Consider the following 17,901-nt stretch of genomic DNA (forward strand, 5'->3'; position numbering starts at 1 on the left):
CAAAACTCAAAACCGCGATTGATAGAATAAATGTACAAAATTGCCCAAAACCCACGGTTAAAATCAATGGCAGATGCAATCAGCGCCAACTTTCAAGATTTAATAGATCGTGTCGAGCAAAAAGGTGAACGGATCATTATTGAACGACAAGGTAAAGCAGTAGTCGCCATTATTGGACTAGAAGACCTCAAACGGCTAGAAGCCTTAGAAGATGCTATTGATTCCCAGGTATTACACCAAGCCATCAGTGAGAACAATGGCTTCACAACCTTAGATGCGGTTATTGCCAGTCGAGGGGATGAATGAGTGAACGTTACACTCTCAGAGTTGCCAAAACCGCCGAGAAAGACTTATTAGATTTGCAAGCCAAACAGTTTAAGCAAGTCGTCTCCAAAATCCTTTCTCTCCAAGGAACTCCCCGTCCCCAAGACTGCAAAGCCTTAAAAGGTTATGAGGGTGGTTATCGTGTCGATTCTGGAGAATACAGAATCCTTTACACCATTGACGATGAAAATCAACTAGTAGATGTGTTCCGCGTTGGTAAACGGAACGACGATGAAGTCTACAAAAATTTGTAATTTAGACTTGTTGCCTTCACCCACCAGAATCAATTAGGGAATAATCACATATAAATTATTCCCTAATTCTCATGACAATTTCGAGCATCAATATAGTTAAGCCCATAGTCCTAAGTTTAAATAACACCTCGACAAACGAGGTATATCGCATTTTTGAAGATGAGCCATTCTCTACAGAAAATGGCTCAATTATTAGTGAAAATATTTTTCTAAAAAACTTAAAAGCTTACGTCAAAATCAGCAGTTTAGCTCCTGCCCAATTACCAGATATCAGCATTGAAGATTCACAAGTGCAAGCCACCTACAAAACGCTTAATGCCGAGTGGATATCAGAACGTAAACAGCTTAATCTGTTGATTTCCACTGGTGATAATCAATGGTTTCCAGTTGGTTCAATCAGCTTGCTTAACCCTTCTGGCTACCCCTATAGGATTCACAACTTGATGGATTTGTATACTGACAACCTCATGGTAGAACTAGGGCAAACTGGGAGACTGGGGGTACAACTTCAGGATGTCGGGACTGGACTACTAGTTGGCAGTGATACCATCACCATTCATGGTAGCTATTTAAAAGAAGTAGTAATTGATGATACCGCTCAATCAATTACCACCTCCAATGATTTCGCTGTATCTGTATCGGGAAGCAATTCTCCTGTTTTAGCTGCAAATACGAATAGAAAATATGTTGTATTAATAAATAATTCTTTAGAGGATATTTATATCAATTTAAGTGAAACTTCCCAAGCTGGACAGGGAATACTATTAAAAGCCGATGGCGGAAGCTATGAATTTTATACATCTACCATTAATTACAAAGGTGCAATAACAGCTTCCACATTTGGCGACACAGCAGCAATCACAGGAATTGAAGCAATTTAGGAGTAGTAATGCCTTTAAATAATCCAAGTTCAAACTTAACAGTAACTGACCAACTAGCAGGAACTAGCACAAGAATTACAGGTGCAACTTCAACATCTGCGGCGCAACTTATCCCCGCAAATGTTAATAGATTAGGACTAACAATTTACAACCCAACTTCTATTACTGTTTACATTGACACAGCAGCCAGCCCTACTACTTCACAGCATCAATTCTCTTTGAATGCAAAAGGCTTTTATGAAATGCCCGACAATAAAATATACACTGGTGCATTTTATGCCATTGCTGCATCAGGTACTCCCACTTTAGAAATCAGAGAATTCACTTGATGAATGATTTAGCTGATTTTAAAATTCCCTATAAAAATATAGGGAAGACTGATTATGAAGCTATGAAAAATAAATACTTGAAACTTCATAACTTATCAAAAGGTGCAATTATTCGGCATATTAAAACTTTCTAATGGTACGCCAATCAAACCGAACCCCACCACAACCTAAAAACAACAGACAACGTAACCGCCCAGAGTGGACACCACCAGACGAACCAGAACCACCAGCACCAGGGCTAACCCCTCTGGGCGGTGGTTTTTATTCTACTGGGGGCGGTGCAGTTAGCCCCTTCGATTGCGGTCGCTGGCCAGACTCGCCATTTTGCGGTGGTAATCCATTCACTAGGGAGCCAGTTGGCTTTGATTTCTCCAAAGTGCAAGATGGATGCAGCATTGGTATACAGATAAATCCGACCTTTGGATTTGTCAAGCTGCCAATTACTCAATTCGTCTACAGGTTCCCCGGTGAATGCCGGATGCCAAGCCCAAAACCAAAACCCAACCCAGAAATTGAGAATTACGACGATCTACAAGAATTGGGAGCCGGGCGATACATAACTGTCAAATCACTGCAATACAGTTACAACGATGGAAAAAGCGGTGAGACTGGCTTACCCATCGGACTGGCTGATAATTTATATTCTGTCGGCATAAGCCAAATTGAATTTCCAATTCAAACTGATATTTATCTTGATGAGACAACAATTTGTAATTGCTCTATTACCTTTCAAGTTGAATACAGTTTTAGAATGAATATTGCTTATGTAAATGCCTTTTGGGATATTCAAACAATCGAAAATCATGTAATTCAATTAGGTGGTGAGCCTCCGCAAGATTACGAAGACCCAACAGCAGAGTTTAGCGCCAATTCATCTGGTAGTTTTAAGGTGTTTTACGCGGTTGGTGCTTCCCTTCCACCCCATATAGAAATAGAGAGCAGTAGTTATTATTTTGGTGAGATAGCGTCTGAATATTTAAGGCAGTATGCCATCATAATTAATGCTTCTGATAATCTGACCGTTGAAAGTAAAAGGACGACAATTAAAACTCCTTTTACTTTCTTTACTTACGACAGTTCACTATTCCCATTGGATATTCCGTCTGATTTTGAAGCAAGACAAATATCAGTTGATGGCATGGTAGAAGATGTGATTGGAACTGCTTATTATGGTGAAGCTTATTCTATAGAAATTGACGAAAACCAGTATTCAGCCCAAAAACTGGAAGACTACAACCCACCACCACCGCCACCTGATGATAAGGATTGTGAATGTATGTGCTGTGATGATTCACTACTAAGACTACTACTTTCAAGAGTCAACAAAATTTATCAAACTATTGGGGTCGATGATTATCCGGTATCAGCCCCACAGTGGATAACAAAGGATGATTCTCCTCAAATATCAATTGCAAATATTACTCGATTTATTAGTTATACGGTCAAACAGTTAGATTCAATTAGCGGTAATTATCCAATTAAAATAAAAATTCAAGATGCAGACTTAACCCAAGAAGGCGATCAAACCCAATACGTGAATGTACCTAATGCCGCTGAAGCTATGGCGGAAATGCTAGGACTTTTATTAACAATTAGAAGCGAAACCAACGCTGGATTGATTGCTGCTGTGAATGGGATGATCGAGGCTGGCTCGTCCAAGCAAACGGCGTTCTTGGCTTACGAATATGCTAAAGCTAATGCAGAATTCTTAGGATATAAAGGCAAACAAGTTGAAAGAGAAATGCCGTTTACATTCAAACCCAATGAGCCACAATTAGACAAAATGATGAAACCTACAACCATGAAGGTAAAAGGTTTTGAAAATGATGATAAAGAAGATTTTAGTGATGCAATCGCCCCAATTTTAGAAATGTCGGCGATGTGGAAGGCGCAAAACTTCCGCAATTTAGGCACAACTTCTCCAGTCACAAGACTTAGAGAAATTTTGAAAGGGGCGAATAACATTTCTGAAACGATGAACGAATTCAGAAAAAATCCCCCTACAAAACCAGACCCTAACAACCCAAATCAACAGCCCGAACCTGTTAAGGATGAATGGGATACGTTTATAGAAGAAGCTGAACAAGGATTTATTGCCCAGCCTGGCATAACTGATAATATCCATCCTTACGGCAGACCACTTGAGCAAAGACCCAGAATCAAAGAAATTGGCAATGATACCAGCGATACGGAGGATTAAATAGTGAGCCTACACTTGACCTTCCCCAATTGCCGATTCGCCCCATTCTTGCCTTAGCAGGTAAAGCCTCTCTTTGTAAATCTGTTCGCGTACCTTGGCTTCACTCCAGCCCAGTTCATTCATTAGCCGCAGTATTAATCTGTATTGCGGTCTGTAGTGATATGTTCGATTACGTCCGTTTCTTCCCCTAACGTAGCGTTTCATCATGAGACGTTTGCAGGGTGTTCCCATAAGACTGTAACAAATTATATCCATAGGCTACTTTGTGTACTTAGATTCATAATACCCATGCGCTAAACCCCAGGTAATTTTTTAGAACCCATAGGGTTCTAACAGGAGTTTCAAACCTGTCAAACTTGACTTATTTTTCATAATTTTACCTACTTGCTATTAAGAATAGTCTAGTTTTTTGTACTACTAATTCATGCTAAACACCCGTGATAACAACAGATGGCGTTTTTATTGCTCATGAATTAACTTTGATTCATCGTTGAATAAAAATGTTTTTGAGGTAAATAAATGCCTTCTTTTACCAGGGGAAAAAAACGTGAAGATTTGGTTTATGTGTTGGTTAATCAGTCCATGTATTATGGATGGAAACGCAAGGATATAGCTGCTTTGGGCGGTATCTCTGAAGCTGACCTAACAAATATTGGACACTTAAAAGCTGAAGGCGCAACATTGACAGCAGGTAACGTTATTGTGATTGGTGCAAAGTCACCACAACCTGCAAGAGTTACTAGAAAAATATCTAATGCAACTGTCGGACAACAACAATCAGTTTCTACATTCTGCGCGTATGACAAACTGGCGGCTGCTCTTGGAGCCAAGTGGAACGCATCAACTAGCCGTCGGGCTGTGACCTTACGCGCTCCAGTTGCTACTCGTGGGTCACTAACTGCGATTGCTACTCTTGGCGATGGTAGTAAATATTGTTTTCCAATGAATAAAGCTGATTTTGAAAATTATGGTGCTGAACTGGGTCTAACAAATGCAACAACTATTAACACAGATCTAGAACGTAACAAACTTGTGTCTGGTTCAACTAGACCTTATCCCGGACGTGCCAGCAAATTATTAGAAGATGGTTCAACGTTCAGTAGTTTTTTCTCAACAGCCGGACAAGGTGCGGCTTTGACTGCTGGGTACGCGATTTTAAGCGAAGAAGTAATTATTTCTAACGCGGCTCCATCAGGAGGAAACTAATTTTTAACAATGCCAGCATACACACGTAATAAAAAACGTGCTGATTTGGTCTTTGTACCAGTTAACCAATACTTGTATTTTGGTTTTAAGCCCAAAGACCTTACATCATTCCCCGGTGTTTCATCCGAGGACATAACCGCGCTAGGACACATACTAACTAGCGCGATTCCCGAAGGCGGTTTACGCATTATTGGCGCGAATGCTCCTCAGCCGCCCAGGGTCACTAAAAAAATCGCTAACGCTACAGTCAGTCAACAGCGGACAATTTCAACTTTTTGCGGCCATGACAAATTACTGACAGCGCAAGCCAAAGGCTGGAACTTAACCAAAGGTAAATTGAGTATCTCTTTAAAACCTGCTAATGCTAATCGCAGTTCTTTGACCGCGATCGCAATATTGAGTAACTCAATTCATTATTGCTTCCCCATGAACAAAGCGGATTTTGATAATTATGGGGTGGCATTGGGTTTAAAAAGTCCAGCACAAATTACCAGCACTGTTGACCAGCTTAAATTTGTATCCGGCTCGACCAGTCCCAAGCCAGGCAAAGCAAGTAAAAAACTAGAAGATGGCTCTACGTTTACTAGTTTTTATTCAGATGCAAAGGAAAGCGATTTAACAGGAGATGGCTGGAACATCCTCAGCCAAGAAAATGTATTAGAAAGCGGTGTGCCGTTCTAATGACCACATTACCAATTGAAACGGAAGCCGGGCTGATACTGCCCGGACATCCTTTTTTTGAAGACTACTTATACTCAAGCTTCCCCCCCGGCTGGCGAGATTTCGCCTACCACAATCATGATTTTGCATTCGTAGCGCGGGCTGGTAGCAAGGTACTCGAAGCGGTCAGCGCCGCCGAGATGGAAGAATATGTTTACGGCGGGGAACTAGACGAAGTACAGGACGAAGATAATGCCTACTTCCTCTGATGACATCGGCGTTTGGAACAATCTCGGCACAATCCGAGCCGAACCGAAAATTTGGATCAAATTCCCAACAACAGCAACAGGCGCGAATGCGACACTTCGCGCCACTTTCATCTGTAGCAATTGGGATAAACTTTCAAGCTATGTTCTGTTCCGTCCTCGTTACCAAACTGCTAATTCTAATCAAATAGGTACAGCCATTAGAATTTACCCTGAACAAATCCCTAGTATTTTTGAAATACCAATTCCTCAAGACCTGCAAGACAGAAGCGTTTATTTTCGAGACATTGAGGTTTACAAAGTTCGTTATCGGCGGACTAGATTAGTGGGAATTACATTAGATGCAAATCTTGATATCAAGCTTGAAGAATTATGGGGTTAGCCGATATTGTTTCTGATGGCTTAGACTCTAAAGTTGTCCGCCAGCAGATAGGTGAGAGAATTTTCAAATCTTCATTTGAAGATAAGCAAACCACCCAGCAGGGTGAAAATAACATCATTTCTTGGATTTGGAATTCTGGTAGTAAACTTGTAGGCTTTCTAGTTGCAAACGCTGGAAAATTAATTAGTTTTACTTTGACTGGCGCTTGGTCTTTATTTGTCTCAACAATCCAATTTATTTGGAATTTCGATTGGAATATGAGTGACAAATCAATTGATCAACAAATCCAACAGTATTGGAATAATATTTTAGGAATGCTTGGAGGGACTTTAGGTAATCTATTCGGGTATTTAGCTTGTGGTGTGGTTCCCGCCGCCACCATTGCAGTGTTCAATGAACCTCTTGGCGCTTATGTAATGAAAAATGTACTTGAGGAATTAGCTGAGGAATTTTTATCAAACGTAGCTAATTTGGTTCGGTACACTTTCATGAGTGGGGTACAAGCACTTATATTAATTGGATTCAAAAATATTAGAAAATGGATTAAAGGTAATGCTGCATTTTTTGGGCGGATATTTGGAGACAAAGCAGAAAATGCTATTAAAGCTTGGGGCGCTGAAGGTTCAAAACCTTGGAGTTTCGCCATACAAAATGAGAAATTCTTAGAATCCATTCCTAATGAAGGAATTAGAAATTTAGTTGAAGAATTTCAAGAGGAAGCCTGGGAGGGATGTGTGGAAGCTGGCTATGTAGTAGCGAATTCAATTGATAGTTATTTGGCTGCTGAAAAGCTTAAAAAACAAATTCTTCCCGCGGCAGGTGAAACTAAATATGTGGAAATTACACCTGATAGGAGTATTGAGAACCAAAAAATAATTCTTGCAGGTGCGGAAGATATTTTGAAACCTGTAATTGTCCAGACTTTGACTAATTATCAAATGATGGAGGATAAGGATATTGGTACTTTTGTAGGTAGCCCAATTGATGAACTATTGAGAAGTAAACCAAGAACAATTAGCTTACAAATTCAGTTTTTCAGCGTCAAAACACCGCCCTGGTCGAAGCGTCAGGGAGAAAGCCGACTTGTTAGCGCGACCTACACCGTCCCCGATATTGACTCCGTTAAATTGGACTGGGAGAAAATCAAGCTTTACTGCGGTGGCGAAAATGGCTATATGTATGGGCGGTATCGGGCAACTGGAATGCTAGATAATGGGCGGCAAATGGCAATCTACGCCCACACAGGAGATGAAGCTGAAGACAGAATGAGGGAACTGCTTAAATTATCTAAAGCCAGTTTGCTCAAGAAACCGACAATTTCAGAAGATAGGGCAGAAGACAGCACGGGCAGTTACTTAAAGCAACCCATTAGAATTTATCCGGCATATTTCACAGTTTTAAATCAATACCAAGTTCCAGGCGCTCCAGGTTCAAGTATTCCTATTACTGGAAAGCGGTACATGAGGCGCACCGATAGAATTGATCTTTGGGTTGAAACTAAACCCTATGACTTCCAAGAACGTATTTTGGAATTACTCAAAAAACCTGGAGCAGAACAAGAAACAACCTAATGATTAATTATGCCTTTATCCAACCCAGAAGGAACACATCAAACTCTTTTATTAATTGCAACTAAAACAAGTAATCAATCTCTAACAAGTAACGCAGCAGCAACACCAATTATTTACAACACAAAAGATTATGACCCTTACAATGGGTATGTTTCATCAGGTACAGGTCAAGGGATTTATACTGTACCAGCTTGGTTCAGTGGCATTGTTGAATTAACTTGTGCTGCTTCTGTTTCGTTTTCTGGCGGTGGTAGCTCTGGTACAGAAACTATTGTGCTTTCCGCATATAAAAATGGCACCTTTATCGGTGAATTAGATAGAGCATTGGCAACTGCAATTGCTGGTGCAAGTGATGGCGCTGGCAATAGTATTTATATTCCTAGCGTCTCACCTGGCGATACCGTAGAGGCGAGAATTCAAACTCTTTATACTGCTGCTACTGGCACGATAACAATAGTTGGTAGTGCGAAAAATCAATTATCTCTTGTTGGCTGGAGTACGTGAAACTTAATTGGTAAAAACCCACAGGATTTTCTACTGTATTTCGATTATCTTAAGAAGATCCTTTGCAGAGTGGCGGTGTTGTCGCCACTTCATTTTATGTTTTCTTCACTAAAAGATTCTGTAGATGTAATATTATCTGTAACTGCTTTAATAGGGATAATTTTTCACATTGCCAAAATTAAAGCCGATATAGAAAAAGCTATTGATGATGTTAAAGATGAGCTACGAACTGAATTAATGAGTTTGAATACAGATGTTAAAGTATCTCGCGCTCAACAAGAAGGTAAAAAGGAGATGGTCGAGTACTTTATTAACGATTTGTATTATCAAATTCATCACAAATTTTATCGAGTCTGGAATGAAGTAAAAGACTTGCAATCTTTTTTACAAAAAGACGGATATGTAGCCAGAGTCAGGCACGAAGAACCACCAGCACCAAAAAAAATTAAAATCGACGAGATTTGAGCTTCACTCATGGGAATGCTGATATAAACGTAAGCAGTAAATTTTATGAGCCAACAAACTTTAGATAGACTCAGTACAATCTTTGGTGCGGTTGCGGGTATTTCGAGCATCCTTGGTAGCACTGGGCTAATTAATCAGCAATTCGCTGGCACGGTGGCAGGGCTTTCGACAGCAATACTCGGTTACTTGGTACAACGCCAGCCGGGACAGCCACAAACACAGCCTAAATAAGACAAGAAATAATGGAACATACTTTAGAAGAGTTTTTGCAACGCCATCAAGCTAAAGCAGTTGACTTTGGCTTAAGAGCCGAGTGCTACAAAGGGCAATGGCGATTTTACATTCATCCGCAACATGTTGACGGGGAAACTTGGGATTTTGAAGTCAATGGCAATCAGTTAACTTGTGTTAGTGTTCCTAGCACGTTGGATAGCTAAGCTGCACGTATTCACAAGCCCTGTATTGCCATACAACAAGGCAATACAGGGCTTTTTTAAGCTCAAGGGATTTACAGCAGTTTGCTAGTCGAACAACTTACCACACTCCCATTGCTGGGCGAGAACAGCTACTCGCTGATATCCTCCCACTGGTGCAGGACGCTCAATTTTAGTTTAGGCGATCGCCCACGCAAAAAAAAATTGAGTTTATTGAGAACCAAAATCAAATGACACCAGTACTGAAATAGCCAAAATTTCAGTCATTTGAACAGAGTTTGAGTAGGAATTTTGGGGGTATTTGCATTAAAAGCGTCTGGATGCCTTGTAAATCAAGCTAAAAAATATTTAAGTGCTAATAGTGCCTATAAATATTGGTTGTAAAGTCAAACCTCGAAAAACTTGGTTTTCAGTTCTGATTTTGAGTAGCAACTATTTCTCATCTCAACTTAAAAGTTACTCAAAATCTCTTATCTGGGGATAACAGGATTATTTTCGCAGTATATTTAACTAATAATAGTAATTTTGAGAAAAAATACTCAATTTATTGTGCTTATTTATTGCATAAATCTAACTATAGTTAAGTATTTATATCTCTTTTGATGTATTGACTTCTCAATTTTTATCGCAATTTATCTTGCGCGTTCTTAAAAAAGGTTATAAATTATTAGTTTATAGGGGAAAAATAAAATTGTAGTGGCAAAAATAAAATTTTCATACGTAATTATACTGAAATAAATTCGGTTTAAATAGGTTACAAGATATATTTTGATTGATTTAACTGTTTCTAGGCAGAAAACAGAACATTAATTAATCTATAAATATATTTTTTCTCACTATTTTCAGTAGTAATTTATTGCTGAGGTAAAAAATATAAATTCAATTTACTGAAAGCATAATTAACGGTGAGATTACTTAAAAACTGTTAATTTAAATCAAAAATACTGGCTTTAAGAAGATACTATTTCTGCTGTTATATAAGTTCTCTTTGTTATGATGAGGATGGCAGAAAATTAGACAATAAGGCGCATTTACTACGAACATACACCCTGAATGGAGTTTTTTAGGCAATGCAAATAGAGAATTTATTAACAGATGAAATTACAGAAAAAGCAGCATGGGAAGCACTAGAAAAATCGATTCTCTACTATCATGGGCGACCAATTGGTACAGTTGCTGCTTATGATAATTCTGTAGAAGCACTCAATTATGACCAGTGTTTTATTCGAGATTTTGTCTCTTCAGCATTAATTTTTCTTGCTAAAGATAGAACCGATATTGTTCGCAATTTTTTAGAAGAAACTTTAAAGTTACAACCAAAAGAAAGGCAATTAGATGCCTATAAACCAGGCAGAGGTTTAATTCCAGCCAGCTTCAAAGTTGTTGTGGAGAATGGCGAAGAATATTTAGAAGCAGATTTTGGTGAACATGCAATCGCTAGAGTTACACCAGTTGATTCTTGTCTGTGGTGGATTATTTTGTTACGTGCTTATGTTGTAGCTACAAAAGATTTTTCCATAGCCTATCAGCCAGAATTTCAAAATGGCATTCGGTTGATTATGGAAATTTGTTTGGCGAATCGTTTTGACATGTACCCAACACTGCTAGTTCCCGACGGTGCTTGTATGATTGACCGTCGTATGGGTATATATGGCCATCCTCTAGAAATCCAAGTTTTATTCTACACAGCACTACGGGCAGCGCGGGAATTACTAATTTGTAAAGGCAATCAAGATATTGTAGCCGCTATTGATAATCGTTTACCGCTTTTATGCTCCCATATCCAACAGCATTATTGGATAGATATTAATCGCTTAAATGCCATTTATCGCTTCAAAAGTGAAGAATATGGCAAAACAGCAGTTAATCTATTTAACATCTATGTAGATTCTATTCCCTATTATGAATTAGATAAATGGCTACCCCGCAAAGGCGGTTATTTAGCAGGTAACGTCGGCCCTTCACAGCTTGATACACGCTTTTTTACTTTGGGTAACTTGATGGCGATTATTTCCGATTTAGCCACTGAAGAACAGTCACAAGCAATTATGACTCTCATTGATGAAAGATGGGACGATTTAGTGGGAGATATGCCAATGAAAATCTGTTTTCCAGCTTTAGAACATGAAGAGTACAGAATAGTTACAGGATGTGACCCAAAAAATATTCCTTGGTCTTATCATAATGCTGGTAGCTGGCCTGTTTTGATGTGGATGTTGACAGCAGCAGCTATTAAAACTGGTAAAGTAAATTTGGCCAGAAAGGCAATTGAAATTGCGGAAGCACGGATTGGTGAAGATGAATGGCCTGAATATTACGATGGTAAAAAAGGTAGATTAATTGGCAAACAAGCTAGAAAGTATCAAACTTGGACAATTGCTGGTTTCTTATTAGCTAAAGAATTAATCAAAGATGACTCTCATTTACCGCTAGTAAGTTTCGAGAAGTTACCACCAGAGTTAGTATCAAGAGCATGTGAGTTTGAAATTCGCAGTGTAGATCCTCTTAGCTCTTAATCTTGATTAAAAAAGAATTCAGTCGTCAGAATTCAATTCTGAATTCTGGCGCAATACAGCAGATTCAGTGTTTATGAGGTACAGCAACTGATTGAAAAAAGTAATGATTTTTGAAAGTTAGTTTCAAAATTTTCCTCTAAGAAAATAGCGATCGCACCCAAACCCGTGTAAATAACTTACAAATTAAAAGCGATCGCCCTCAGCACTTTTCTCTGGCAGCATCAGATTTTAATCAATTACCTGCCTTCTCATTGACTTAATTTGACTACGCTTAGTTTTACTGTCAAGACGTTTTTTTTGAGAACTGCGAGTTGGTTTGGTGGGTTTGCGGATTTCGGGCAGTACAACTGCGCTGAGTATGAGTTCCTTGAGTCGTTGCAAAGCTTCTTCCCGGTTTTGTTCTTGGCTGCGGTGTTCTTGAGCTTTGATAACAACAACTCCATCCTGGGTTATACGTCGGTCGTTGAGCTTGAGAAGTTGCTGTTTATAGAAAGCAGGTAGTGATGAAGCTTCAATGTCAAAGCGTAAGTGAATGGCTGTAGCAACTTTGTTGACGTTTTGACCCCCGGCTCCTTGAGAACGAATCGCGCTAATTTCGAGTTCGTTATCAGAGATGATGATTTTATTCTTAATTTGCAGCATAACTTAACTATACGCCCGAAGCCGCAAAGAAAGCAGGGTAGTTAAACGTTGCATGTCTACTGTATTTCTGGAATACACAGATTTCTCACTTATGAGAAATCCAGGATTAAGGGTGGTCATTCTACTTGTGTGTACCATGCTGATAGAATAATACAGCCCTGCCGAGTCACCGGGGGTAGATAAAAACTTATGACTAACCCCCGCCAAATAGCTTTTATTGCTTTGCGAGATGTTCACAAAGGGGCGTATGCTGATGTCGCCCTAGATAGAGTGTTGCGAAAATTTAAATTGCCAGATAGCGATCGCCGTCTAGCGACAGAATTAGTTTATGGCAGTGTCCGCAGACTACGCACCCTCGATGCTTTAATTGACCAAATAGCCACGAAAAAATCTCACCAACAACCACCAGAACTGCGTACCATCCTGCATCTCGGTTTTTACCAACTGCGCTATCAAGAACGCATTCCCCCCTCGGCGGCTGTGAATACGACTGTGGAACTCGCTAAGGAAAATGGTTTTTCTGGACTCACAGGTTTTGTCAATGGTTTATTACGCCAATACATCCGTCTCACCGAAAAATCCCCCGAACCTCTGAAATTACCAGAAAACCCTATGGAACGTTTGGGAATTTTACATAGTTTCCCTGACTGGATAATTCAGGTTTGGTTAGACCAAATTGGTTTGGCAGAAACCGAAAAACTCTGTGAATGGATGAACCAAACACCAACAATTGATTTACGCATCAACCCACTACGCACTAATCTAGAACAAGTAGAAACAGCCCTAGCATCAGCGGGAATTTTTACGCAAAGAATTTCTCATTTACCCCAAGCCTTACGGTTAATTAGTAGTACCGGAGGAATACAAAATCTACCAGGATTTACTGAAGGTTGGTGGGTTGTGCAAGACGCAAGCGCCCAACTGGTGAGTCATTTACTCGACCCCCAAGCGGGTGAGGTGGTGATTGATACCTGTGCAGCCCCTGGAGGAAAAACAACGCACATTGCCGAATTAATGCAGGATCAAGGTAAAGTTTGGGCGGGCGATCGCACTGCTTCCCGACTGCGAAAACTCCAAGAAAATGCTCGACGACTAAATTTGCAATCAATTGAAATTTGTGCTGGCGACAGTCGCAACTTGCCGCAATTTTATAATATTGGCGATCGCGTATTGTTAGATGCACCATGTTCTGGTTTGGGAACCTTACATCGTCACGCTGATGCACGTTGGCGACAAACACCAGAATCTATTCAAGAACTTTCACTGCTGCAAAAGCAATTACTGTCACATACATCAAATTTTGTCAAAAATGGTGGCGTACTTGTTTACGCCACCTGTACACTGCATCTAGCAGAAAATGAAGCGGTAATTTCGGGATTTCTGGCAAAGAATCCTGAATGGCAAATTGAGCCTCCCGCAGTTGGTTCACCCTACTCTGTTTATTCCACACCTCAAGGCTGGCTAAAAGTTTGGCCTCACCGTTGGGATATGGACGGCTTTTTTATGGTGCGCTTAAGAAAAACTAATGATTCCGGGTGATTACTACCAGGGATTGTACGATTTGATTGAAGCCCCAATCTACCACAGGAGGCAGCAATGGTTACTGATTCCAATGTAAAGAACTTAGTTAAAATCTTGATTGGAGCCGCTTGGATTGATGGGATAATTCAGCCAGAGGAGCGACAGTATCTCCGCGAAATTGCACAAGCAAAAGGTTTGGCTACCGACCCAGAAATCAAGCCTTGGTTGTACGAATTAGTACCTGTGCAACCAAAAGAATGTTATGCCTGGGTGAAAGAATATTTAGGCGATCGCCCAAGCGTCGAAGATTGCGAAAGTCTCATTGAAGCTATTAGTGGCTTAATTTATAGCGATGGAGAAGTCGCCACCGAAGAAGCCAGACTTTTAACGCAACTTCAGGATTTAGCAGAACAAGAATCAGCCCAACAACCAGTTCATAATGCGTTGCTTAAACAAATTCAAAAGCTTTATCGGCGTTGGGTCGAAGTTCAAAATTAACACTGTAAGTCTATAGTCAAGAGTCCAACGTCAAAAGTCAAAAGTCTAGATCCCCAATTCTCAAACTTTGACTTTTCCGGTGATGCTATTGCGTCGCTAACGCTACGCTAACAAGTCAGAAAACCCGATGACAGCACTAAATCACCATTGACCGTTGACTATTGACTATTGACTTATTATGCCTTTGGTTCACCTACACCCGGAGTTTCTTCTTTGTCTACTTTGGGTACAAAGTCGGGACGATCTTTACTTTCCCAACCAACTGGGCGTTTGGAGTTGTACCAAGCAATAGAACCAATGGTGACAGCAGCAATAAAGCCAACTACATAAACCAATGTAAAAGCCAAGGGGAAATGACCTCCACCTGTGGCGACTGAATCCGCTGCTTGCATTAATATATTCATGAGTATATGTTCCTTTTTTACGCAACACTACTTAAGACACTATAAAACTAGAGTATCACTTACATCCTCCCCAAGTTTGAAATAATTGGTCTTTCAGTAGACACAGGCAGTGCAGTCCTTGGAATATCAAGGCCTGCAAAAAATTTATCTATAAAAAAATATTTTTAGCTGCACCTACATTTCACGCAAAAATCTTCAGGGGAACTATTGCAGACATCTTGGCGACAGGTGCAAAAACTTTATACTTAGGTATGGAATAAGACAGTTAATAATGGTAACAATGCTAGGAGGAATCCTGGAGAAGATTGCCAGTTCATTGTTAGCGCAGGTTCTGGTGGTGCGAGTAAAGCATCGATTCTTTGTTCGAGGCGATCGCCTACAGCAGTACCCAACGCCGCACAGCAAACCTCAGATTCTGGTAAGACAGAAGTTTGACTCACAACCAACACCAGCGATTCTGCTAACAGCAATGGATCTACTTGAGATACAGCATAACTATCTGCACGGAGTTCTCTCAACACCAGTAATTCTTGCCACAATTCATCAGTATGAGGTAAGTAAGCAGTACAAGAACGCACCCAACCCAGCCAAAAAAACCAAAATGTATCTCGGTAATAATGATGTCCTTGCTCATGGGCTAAGACACTTTCTACATGAGCAGGTGAAAGAGTTTGGAGTAATCCTTGACTAACTACTAATTCTGGTTGCCAAAAACCAATTTGACCAGCGAACAATGCTGGTGTGTTGAGTAGTCTGACTAATTTACCATCCAGATTGACCAAGGGAGAATGACGGGCAGATTCTACAGATTGCCAACCTTGAAAAGTTAGCTTGATGACCAAAAAGGCAAAATAACACAGGGTGATAAATGCTAAGTCATAGCTCAACCATCCTGTATAGGCTCCACCCATTTTACCTTGTGGCCCCATACACAGCAGAGAGATCGCCGTCATAAATAGCAACAAAGGCGGAAATAGAAAGATAAATAGAGTTTTCCGCCACCGCACGTTCCAATTACCTGGAGTATTAACCCAAGAGCATCTCAATATCCAAGAGACTGTCACAGCAGTCAAAATCATGATTAGGTGCATTATTGTTCCTCCCTGGCTTGACGTGCAGCTTGAATGCGCTTGGCGATCGCTTCTATTTGCTGACTTGCAGTTTCATCCAGACTATCGGCAAAAGCAGCAATCACATCGGGATTACCCACGGCTAAAAATCGTTGTAATTGATCATGCGCTTTAATGACTTGAGCTTGTTGCTTACTTAGCAATGGTCGCCAATAAAAGGCGCGTCCTTGTTTATCGCAAGCCAGCCAACCTTTTTCAGTAAGGCGACGCAGCACCGTGGTGACGGAAGTATAAGCCAATTCTCGGTTAGGATCAGCCAAAATGCGATCGTGTACATCTTTAACTGTCGCGGAACCAAGTTCCCAGACAATATTTAAAATTTCTGCCTCTAAAGGGCCTAAAGACAGTTGTTTTGGGCGGTAATCGGGTAAAGGTGCCATGTCGATTTTAGATCCTAGAGTTGAGAGTGGCAGATTTAACGCAAAATTCCCCTCTTGAGAAACCAAGGTAGAGTTATTATAATCGCCTGTTTTTGACATCTCTGATTCCATTAAATCAATCAAGCGATCGCACCTCTACAAATATCATCTCAAATCTTCATAATCATTGCCCTTCACTAGCACTCAAAGGATCTGCAATTATGTATGCAGTGTGTGCAGATTGCTGATCAACGTAACACTAGTGCCGCTATTCGCCACCTTAAACAACTGTTAAGTAACAACTAAAGTTAAGGCTATTTGCCCTCATTGGCCAACCTCTTGCCATAACCCCGAAAAATTCCTATTGCTTAAATTGTCATTATGGCTGTTAACACAAATTAGAATGTATCTCGACAATAATATTTTATAGTAGGTGTATCCAGCGCGTGAAGTTATTCGTATACCACACTCCAGAATTAACTCCTAAAGATGAAATTCCAGACTGCGCGATCGCAGTCGATGTCTTGCGAGCCACTAGCACAATTGCCACAGTCTTAGCGGCTGGAGGCGAAGCAGTACAAGTCTTCAGCGATTTAGACAATCTCATAGAAGTTAGTGAACGATGGCCAGCAGAAAAACGTTTAAGAGCCGGAGAACGTGGCGGAGCCAAAGTTACTGGCTTTGAACTCGGTAACTCTCCCCTAGACTGTACATCAGATCTAGTGCATGGTCGTCGCCTGTTTATTAGTACTACTAATGGTACTCGTGCTTTACAACGCATACAAGATTCTCCGGCTGTACTAGCAGCCGCTTTGATTAACCGAGGCGCAATAGTAAAATATCTTTTAGCAAAACAGCCAGAAACAGTCTGGATTGTTGGTTCTGGTTGGGAAGGGAGTTTTGCCTTAGAAGATACAGTTTGTGCTGGTGCGATCGCTCATAGTATCGGCGAAAAATCTCAGGTGTCACCTGATGAATTAGCGGGTAATGATGAATTGATTGGTGCGATCGCACTTTACACCCAGTGGCAAGATAATTTATTGGGATTATTTCATCATGCTAGTCACGGCAAACGATTATTACGCCTAGAATGTCATGAAGACCTAAAATATTGTTCCCAGACTGATATTTTGGATGTTTTGCCAATACAACAAGAAATAGGAGTTTTAAAAAGCCAAAATTAAACATTACTCATAACTCATACATCATCCAAACATTCTCAAGTTTTTTCTTCTTGTTGTCTTGGCTTTTTGGCGATTTCTCAGAGTTTAATGTACTAAATTTAACTTTTGTGGTCTATCTGGAAGCCTAGTCTTTAAGCAACGCTTGTTTTGTTGGCATTCATGAATGATTAA

At 40.3% G+C, this 17,901-nt stretch carries 22 protein-coding genes; 18 read left to right on the plus strand and 4 right to left on the minus strand.

Annotated elements, in window-relative coordinates:
- Positions 1-30: 30 nt before the first annotated feature.
- The 15 genes from NOS7107_RS15340 to NOS7107_RS15410 all read left to right on the plus strand — a co-directional run bounded on the left by NOS7107_RS15340 (position 31) and on the right by NOS7107_RS15410 (position 11,992).
- Positions 31-306: a type II toxin-antitoxin system Phd/YefM family antitoxin gene (locus tag NOS7107_RS15340; protein ID WP_015113867.1), complete on the plus strand. Its 276-nt coding sequence runs from the start codon at positions 31-33 to the stop codon at positions 304-306.
- Positions 303-578, plus strand: a complete 276-nt coding sequence (locus NOS7107_RS15345) for a type II toxin-antitoxin system RelE/ParE family toxin (protein ID WP_015113868.1) — start codon at positions 303-305, stop codon at positions 576-578. Before NOS7107_RS15340 ends, NOS7107_RS15345 begins: the two co-directional genes overlap by 4 nt.
- A gap of 71 nt (positions 579-649) precedes the next feature.
- Entirely contained in the window at positions 650-1,459 is an 810-nt protein-coding gene (locus NOS7107_RS15350; protein WP_015113869.1) for a hypothetical protein, read from the plus strand.
- A gap of 8 nt (positions 1,460-1,467) precedes the next feature.
- Positions 1,468-1,788, plus strand: a complete 321-nt coding sequence (locus NOS7107_RS15355; protein WP_015113870.1) for a hypothetical protein — start codon at positions 1,468-1,470, stop codon at positions 1,786-1,788.
- A gap of 133 nt (positions 1,789-1,921) precedes the next feature.
- Positions 1,922-3,988, plus strand: coding sequence for a hypothetical protein (locus tag NOS7107_RS15360; protein WP_015113872.1), 2,067 nt, complete (start codon positions 1,922-1,924; stop codon positions 3,986-3,988).
- A gap of 519 nt (positions 3,989-4,507) precedes the next feature.
- Positions 4,508-5,194 (plus strand): hypothetical protein, encoded by a 687-nt coding sequence (locus NOS7107_RS15365; protein ID WP_015113873.1) that lies wholly within the window; start codon positions 4,508-4,510, stop codon positions 5,192-5,194.
- 9 nt (positions 5,195-5,203) lie between these two features.
- Positions 5,204-5,875 carry a hypothetical protein gene (locus NOS7107_RS15370; RefSeq protein ID WP_015113874.1) on the plus strand — a complete coding sequence of 224 codons (672 nt, stop codon included), beginning with the start codon at positions 5,204-5,206 and terminating at the stop codon, positions 5,873-5,875.
- Positions 5,875-6,123, plus strand: coding sequence for a hypothetical protein (locus NOS7107_RS15375; RefSeq protein WP_015113875.1), 249 nt, complete (start codon positions 5,875-5,877; stop codon positions 6,121-6,123). Before NOS7107_RS15370 ends, NOS7107_RS15375 begins: the two co-directional genes overlap by 1 nt.
- Positions 6,107-6,502 carry a hypothetical protein gene (locus tag NOS7107_RS15380; RefSeq protein ID WP_015113876.1) on the plus strand — a complete coding sequence of 132 codons (396 nt, stop codon included), beginning with the start codon at positions 6,107-6,109 and terminating at the stop codon, positions 6,500-6,502. The genes NOS7107_RS15375 and NOS7107_RS15380 overlap by 17 nt, the downstream gene beginning before the upstream one ends.
- Complete coding sequence (locus NOS7107_RS15385) at positions 6,493-8,073, plus strand: hypothetical protein (protein ID WP_015113877.1); 1,581 nt, start codon at positions 6,493-6,495, stop codon at positions 8,071-8,073. Before NOS7107_RS15380 ends, NOS7107_RS15385 begins: the two co-directional genes overlap by 10 nt.
- A gap of 9 nt (positions 8,074-8,082) precedes the next feature.
- Positions 8,083-8,577, plus strand: coding sequence for a hypothetical protein (locus tag NOS7107_RS15390; protein ID WP_015113878.1), 495 nt, complete (start codon positions 8,083-8,085; stop codon positions 8,575-8,577).
- Positions 8,578-8,673: 96 nt separating this feature from the next.
- The gene (locus tag NOS7107_RS27195; RefSeq protein WP_015113879.1) at positions 8,674-9,042 is read left to right on the plus strand and encodes a hypothetical protein; all 369 of its coding nucleotides are present in this window, start codon (positions 8,674-8,676) and stop codon (positions 9,040-9,042) included.
- Positions 9,043-9,087: 45 nt separating this feature from the next.
- Positions 9,088-9,273, plus strand: coding sequence for a hypothetical protein (locus NOS7107_RS15400; protein WP_015113880.1), 186 nt, complete (start codon positions 9,088-9,090; stop codon positions 9,271-9,273).
- A gap of 11 nt (positions 9,274-9,284) precedes the next feature.
- Entirely contained in the window at positions 9,285-9,479 is a 195-nt protein-coding gene (locus tag NOS7107_RS15405) for a hypothetical protein (RefSeq protein WP_015113881.1), read from the plus strand.
- Between the two features lie 1,067 nt (positions 9,480-10,546).
- Positions 10,547-11,992 (plus strand): glycoside hydrolase 100 family protein, encoded by a 1,446-nt coding sequence (locus NOS7107_RS15410; protein ID WP_015113882.1) that lies wholly within the window; start codon positions 10,547-10,549, stop codon positions 11,990-11,992.
- A gap of 228 nt (positions 11,993-12,220) precedes the next feature.
- On the opposite strand, the gene arfB is transcribed toward NOS7107_RS15410, so the two are convergent.
- Positions 12,221-12,634: an alternative ribosome rescue aminoacyl-tRNA hydrolase ArfB gene (arfB, locus tag NOS7107_RS15415; protein WP_015113883.1), complete on the minus strand. Its 414-nt coding sequence runs from the start codon at positions 12,632-12,634 to the stop codon at positions 12,221-12,223.
- A 189-nt stretch (positions 12,635-12,823) separates the two neighbouring features.
- On the opposite strand from arfB, the gene NOS7107_RS15420 reads away from it, so the two are divergent.
- Positions 12,824-14,173, plus strand: a complete 1,350-nt coding sequence (locus NOS7107_RS15420) for a 16S rRNA (cytosine(967)-C(5))-methyltransferase (RefSeq protein ID WP_015113884.1) — start codon at positions 12,824-12,826, stop codon at positions 14,171-14,173.
- 57 nt (positions 14,174-14,230) lie between these two features.
- Complete coding sequence (locus NOS7107_RS15425) at positions 14,231-14,653, plus strand: TerB family tellurite resistance protein (protein ID WP_015113885.1); 423 nt, start codon at positions 14,231-14,233, stop codon at positions 14,651-14,653.
- A gap of 176 nt (positions 14,654-14,829) precedes the next feature.
- Here NOS7107_RS15425 and NOS7107_RS15430 read toward each other — a convergent pair whose 3' ends face one another.
- The 3 genes from NOS7107_RS15430 to NOS7107_RS15440 all read right to left on the minus strand — a co-directional run bounded on the left by NOS7107_RS15430 (position 14,830) and on the right by NOS7107_RS15440 (position 16,567).
- A complete protein-coding gene (locus NOS7107_RS15430; protein WP_015113886.1) occupies positions 14,830-15,057 on the minus strand; it encodes a hypothetical protein in 228 nt (75 codons plus the stop codon).
- A 245-nt stretch (positions 15,058-15,302) separates the two neighbouring features.
- On the minus strand, positions 15,303-16,148 hold the full coding sequence (locus NOS7107_RS15435) for a M56 family metallopeptidase (protein WP_015113887.1): 846 nt from the start codon (positions 16,146-16,148) through the stop codon (positions 15,303-15,305).
- Positions 16,148-16,567, minus strand: a complete 420-nt coding sequence (locus tag NOS7107_RS15440; RefSeq protein WP_044500833.1) for a BlaI/MecI/CopY family transcriptional regulator — start codon at positions 16,565-16,567, stop codon at positions 16,148-16,150. Before NOS7107_RS15440 ends, NOS7107_RS15435 begins: the two co-directional genes overlap by 1 nt.
- A 425-nt stretch (positions 16,568-16,992) precedes the next feature.
- Between NOS7107_RS15440 and NOS7107_RS15445 the strand changes: the two genes are divergently transcribed.
- A complete protein-coding gene (locus NOS7107_RS15445; RefSeq protein WP_015113889.1) occupies positions 16,993-17,730 on the plus strand; it encodes a 2-phosphosulfolactate phosphatase family protein in 738 nt (245 codons plus the stop codon).
- The last annotated feature ends 171 nt before the right edge of the window (positions 17,731-17,901 follow it).

The sequence above is a fragment of the Nostoc sp. PCC 7107 genome, from assembly GCF_000316625.1.
Taxonomy (GTDB): domain Bacteria; phylum Cyanobacteriota; class Cyanobacteriia; order Cyanobacteriales; family Nostocaceae; genus Nostoc_B.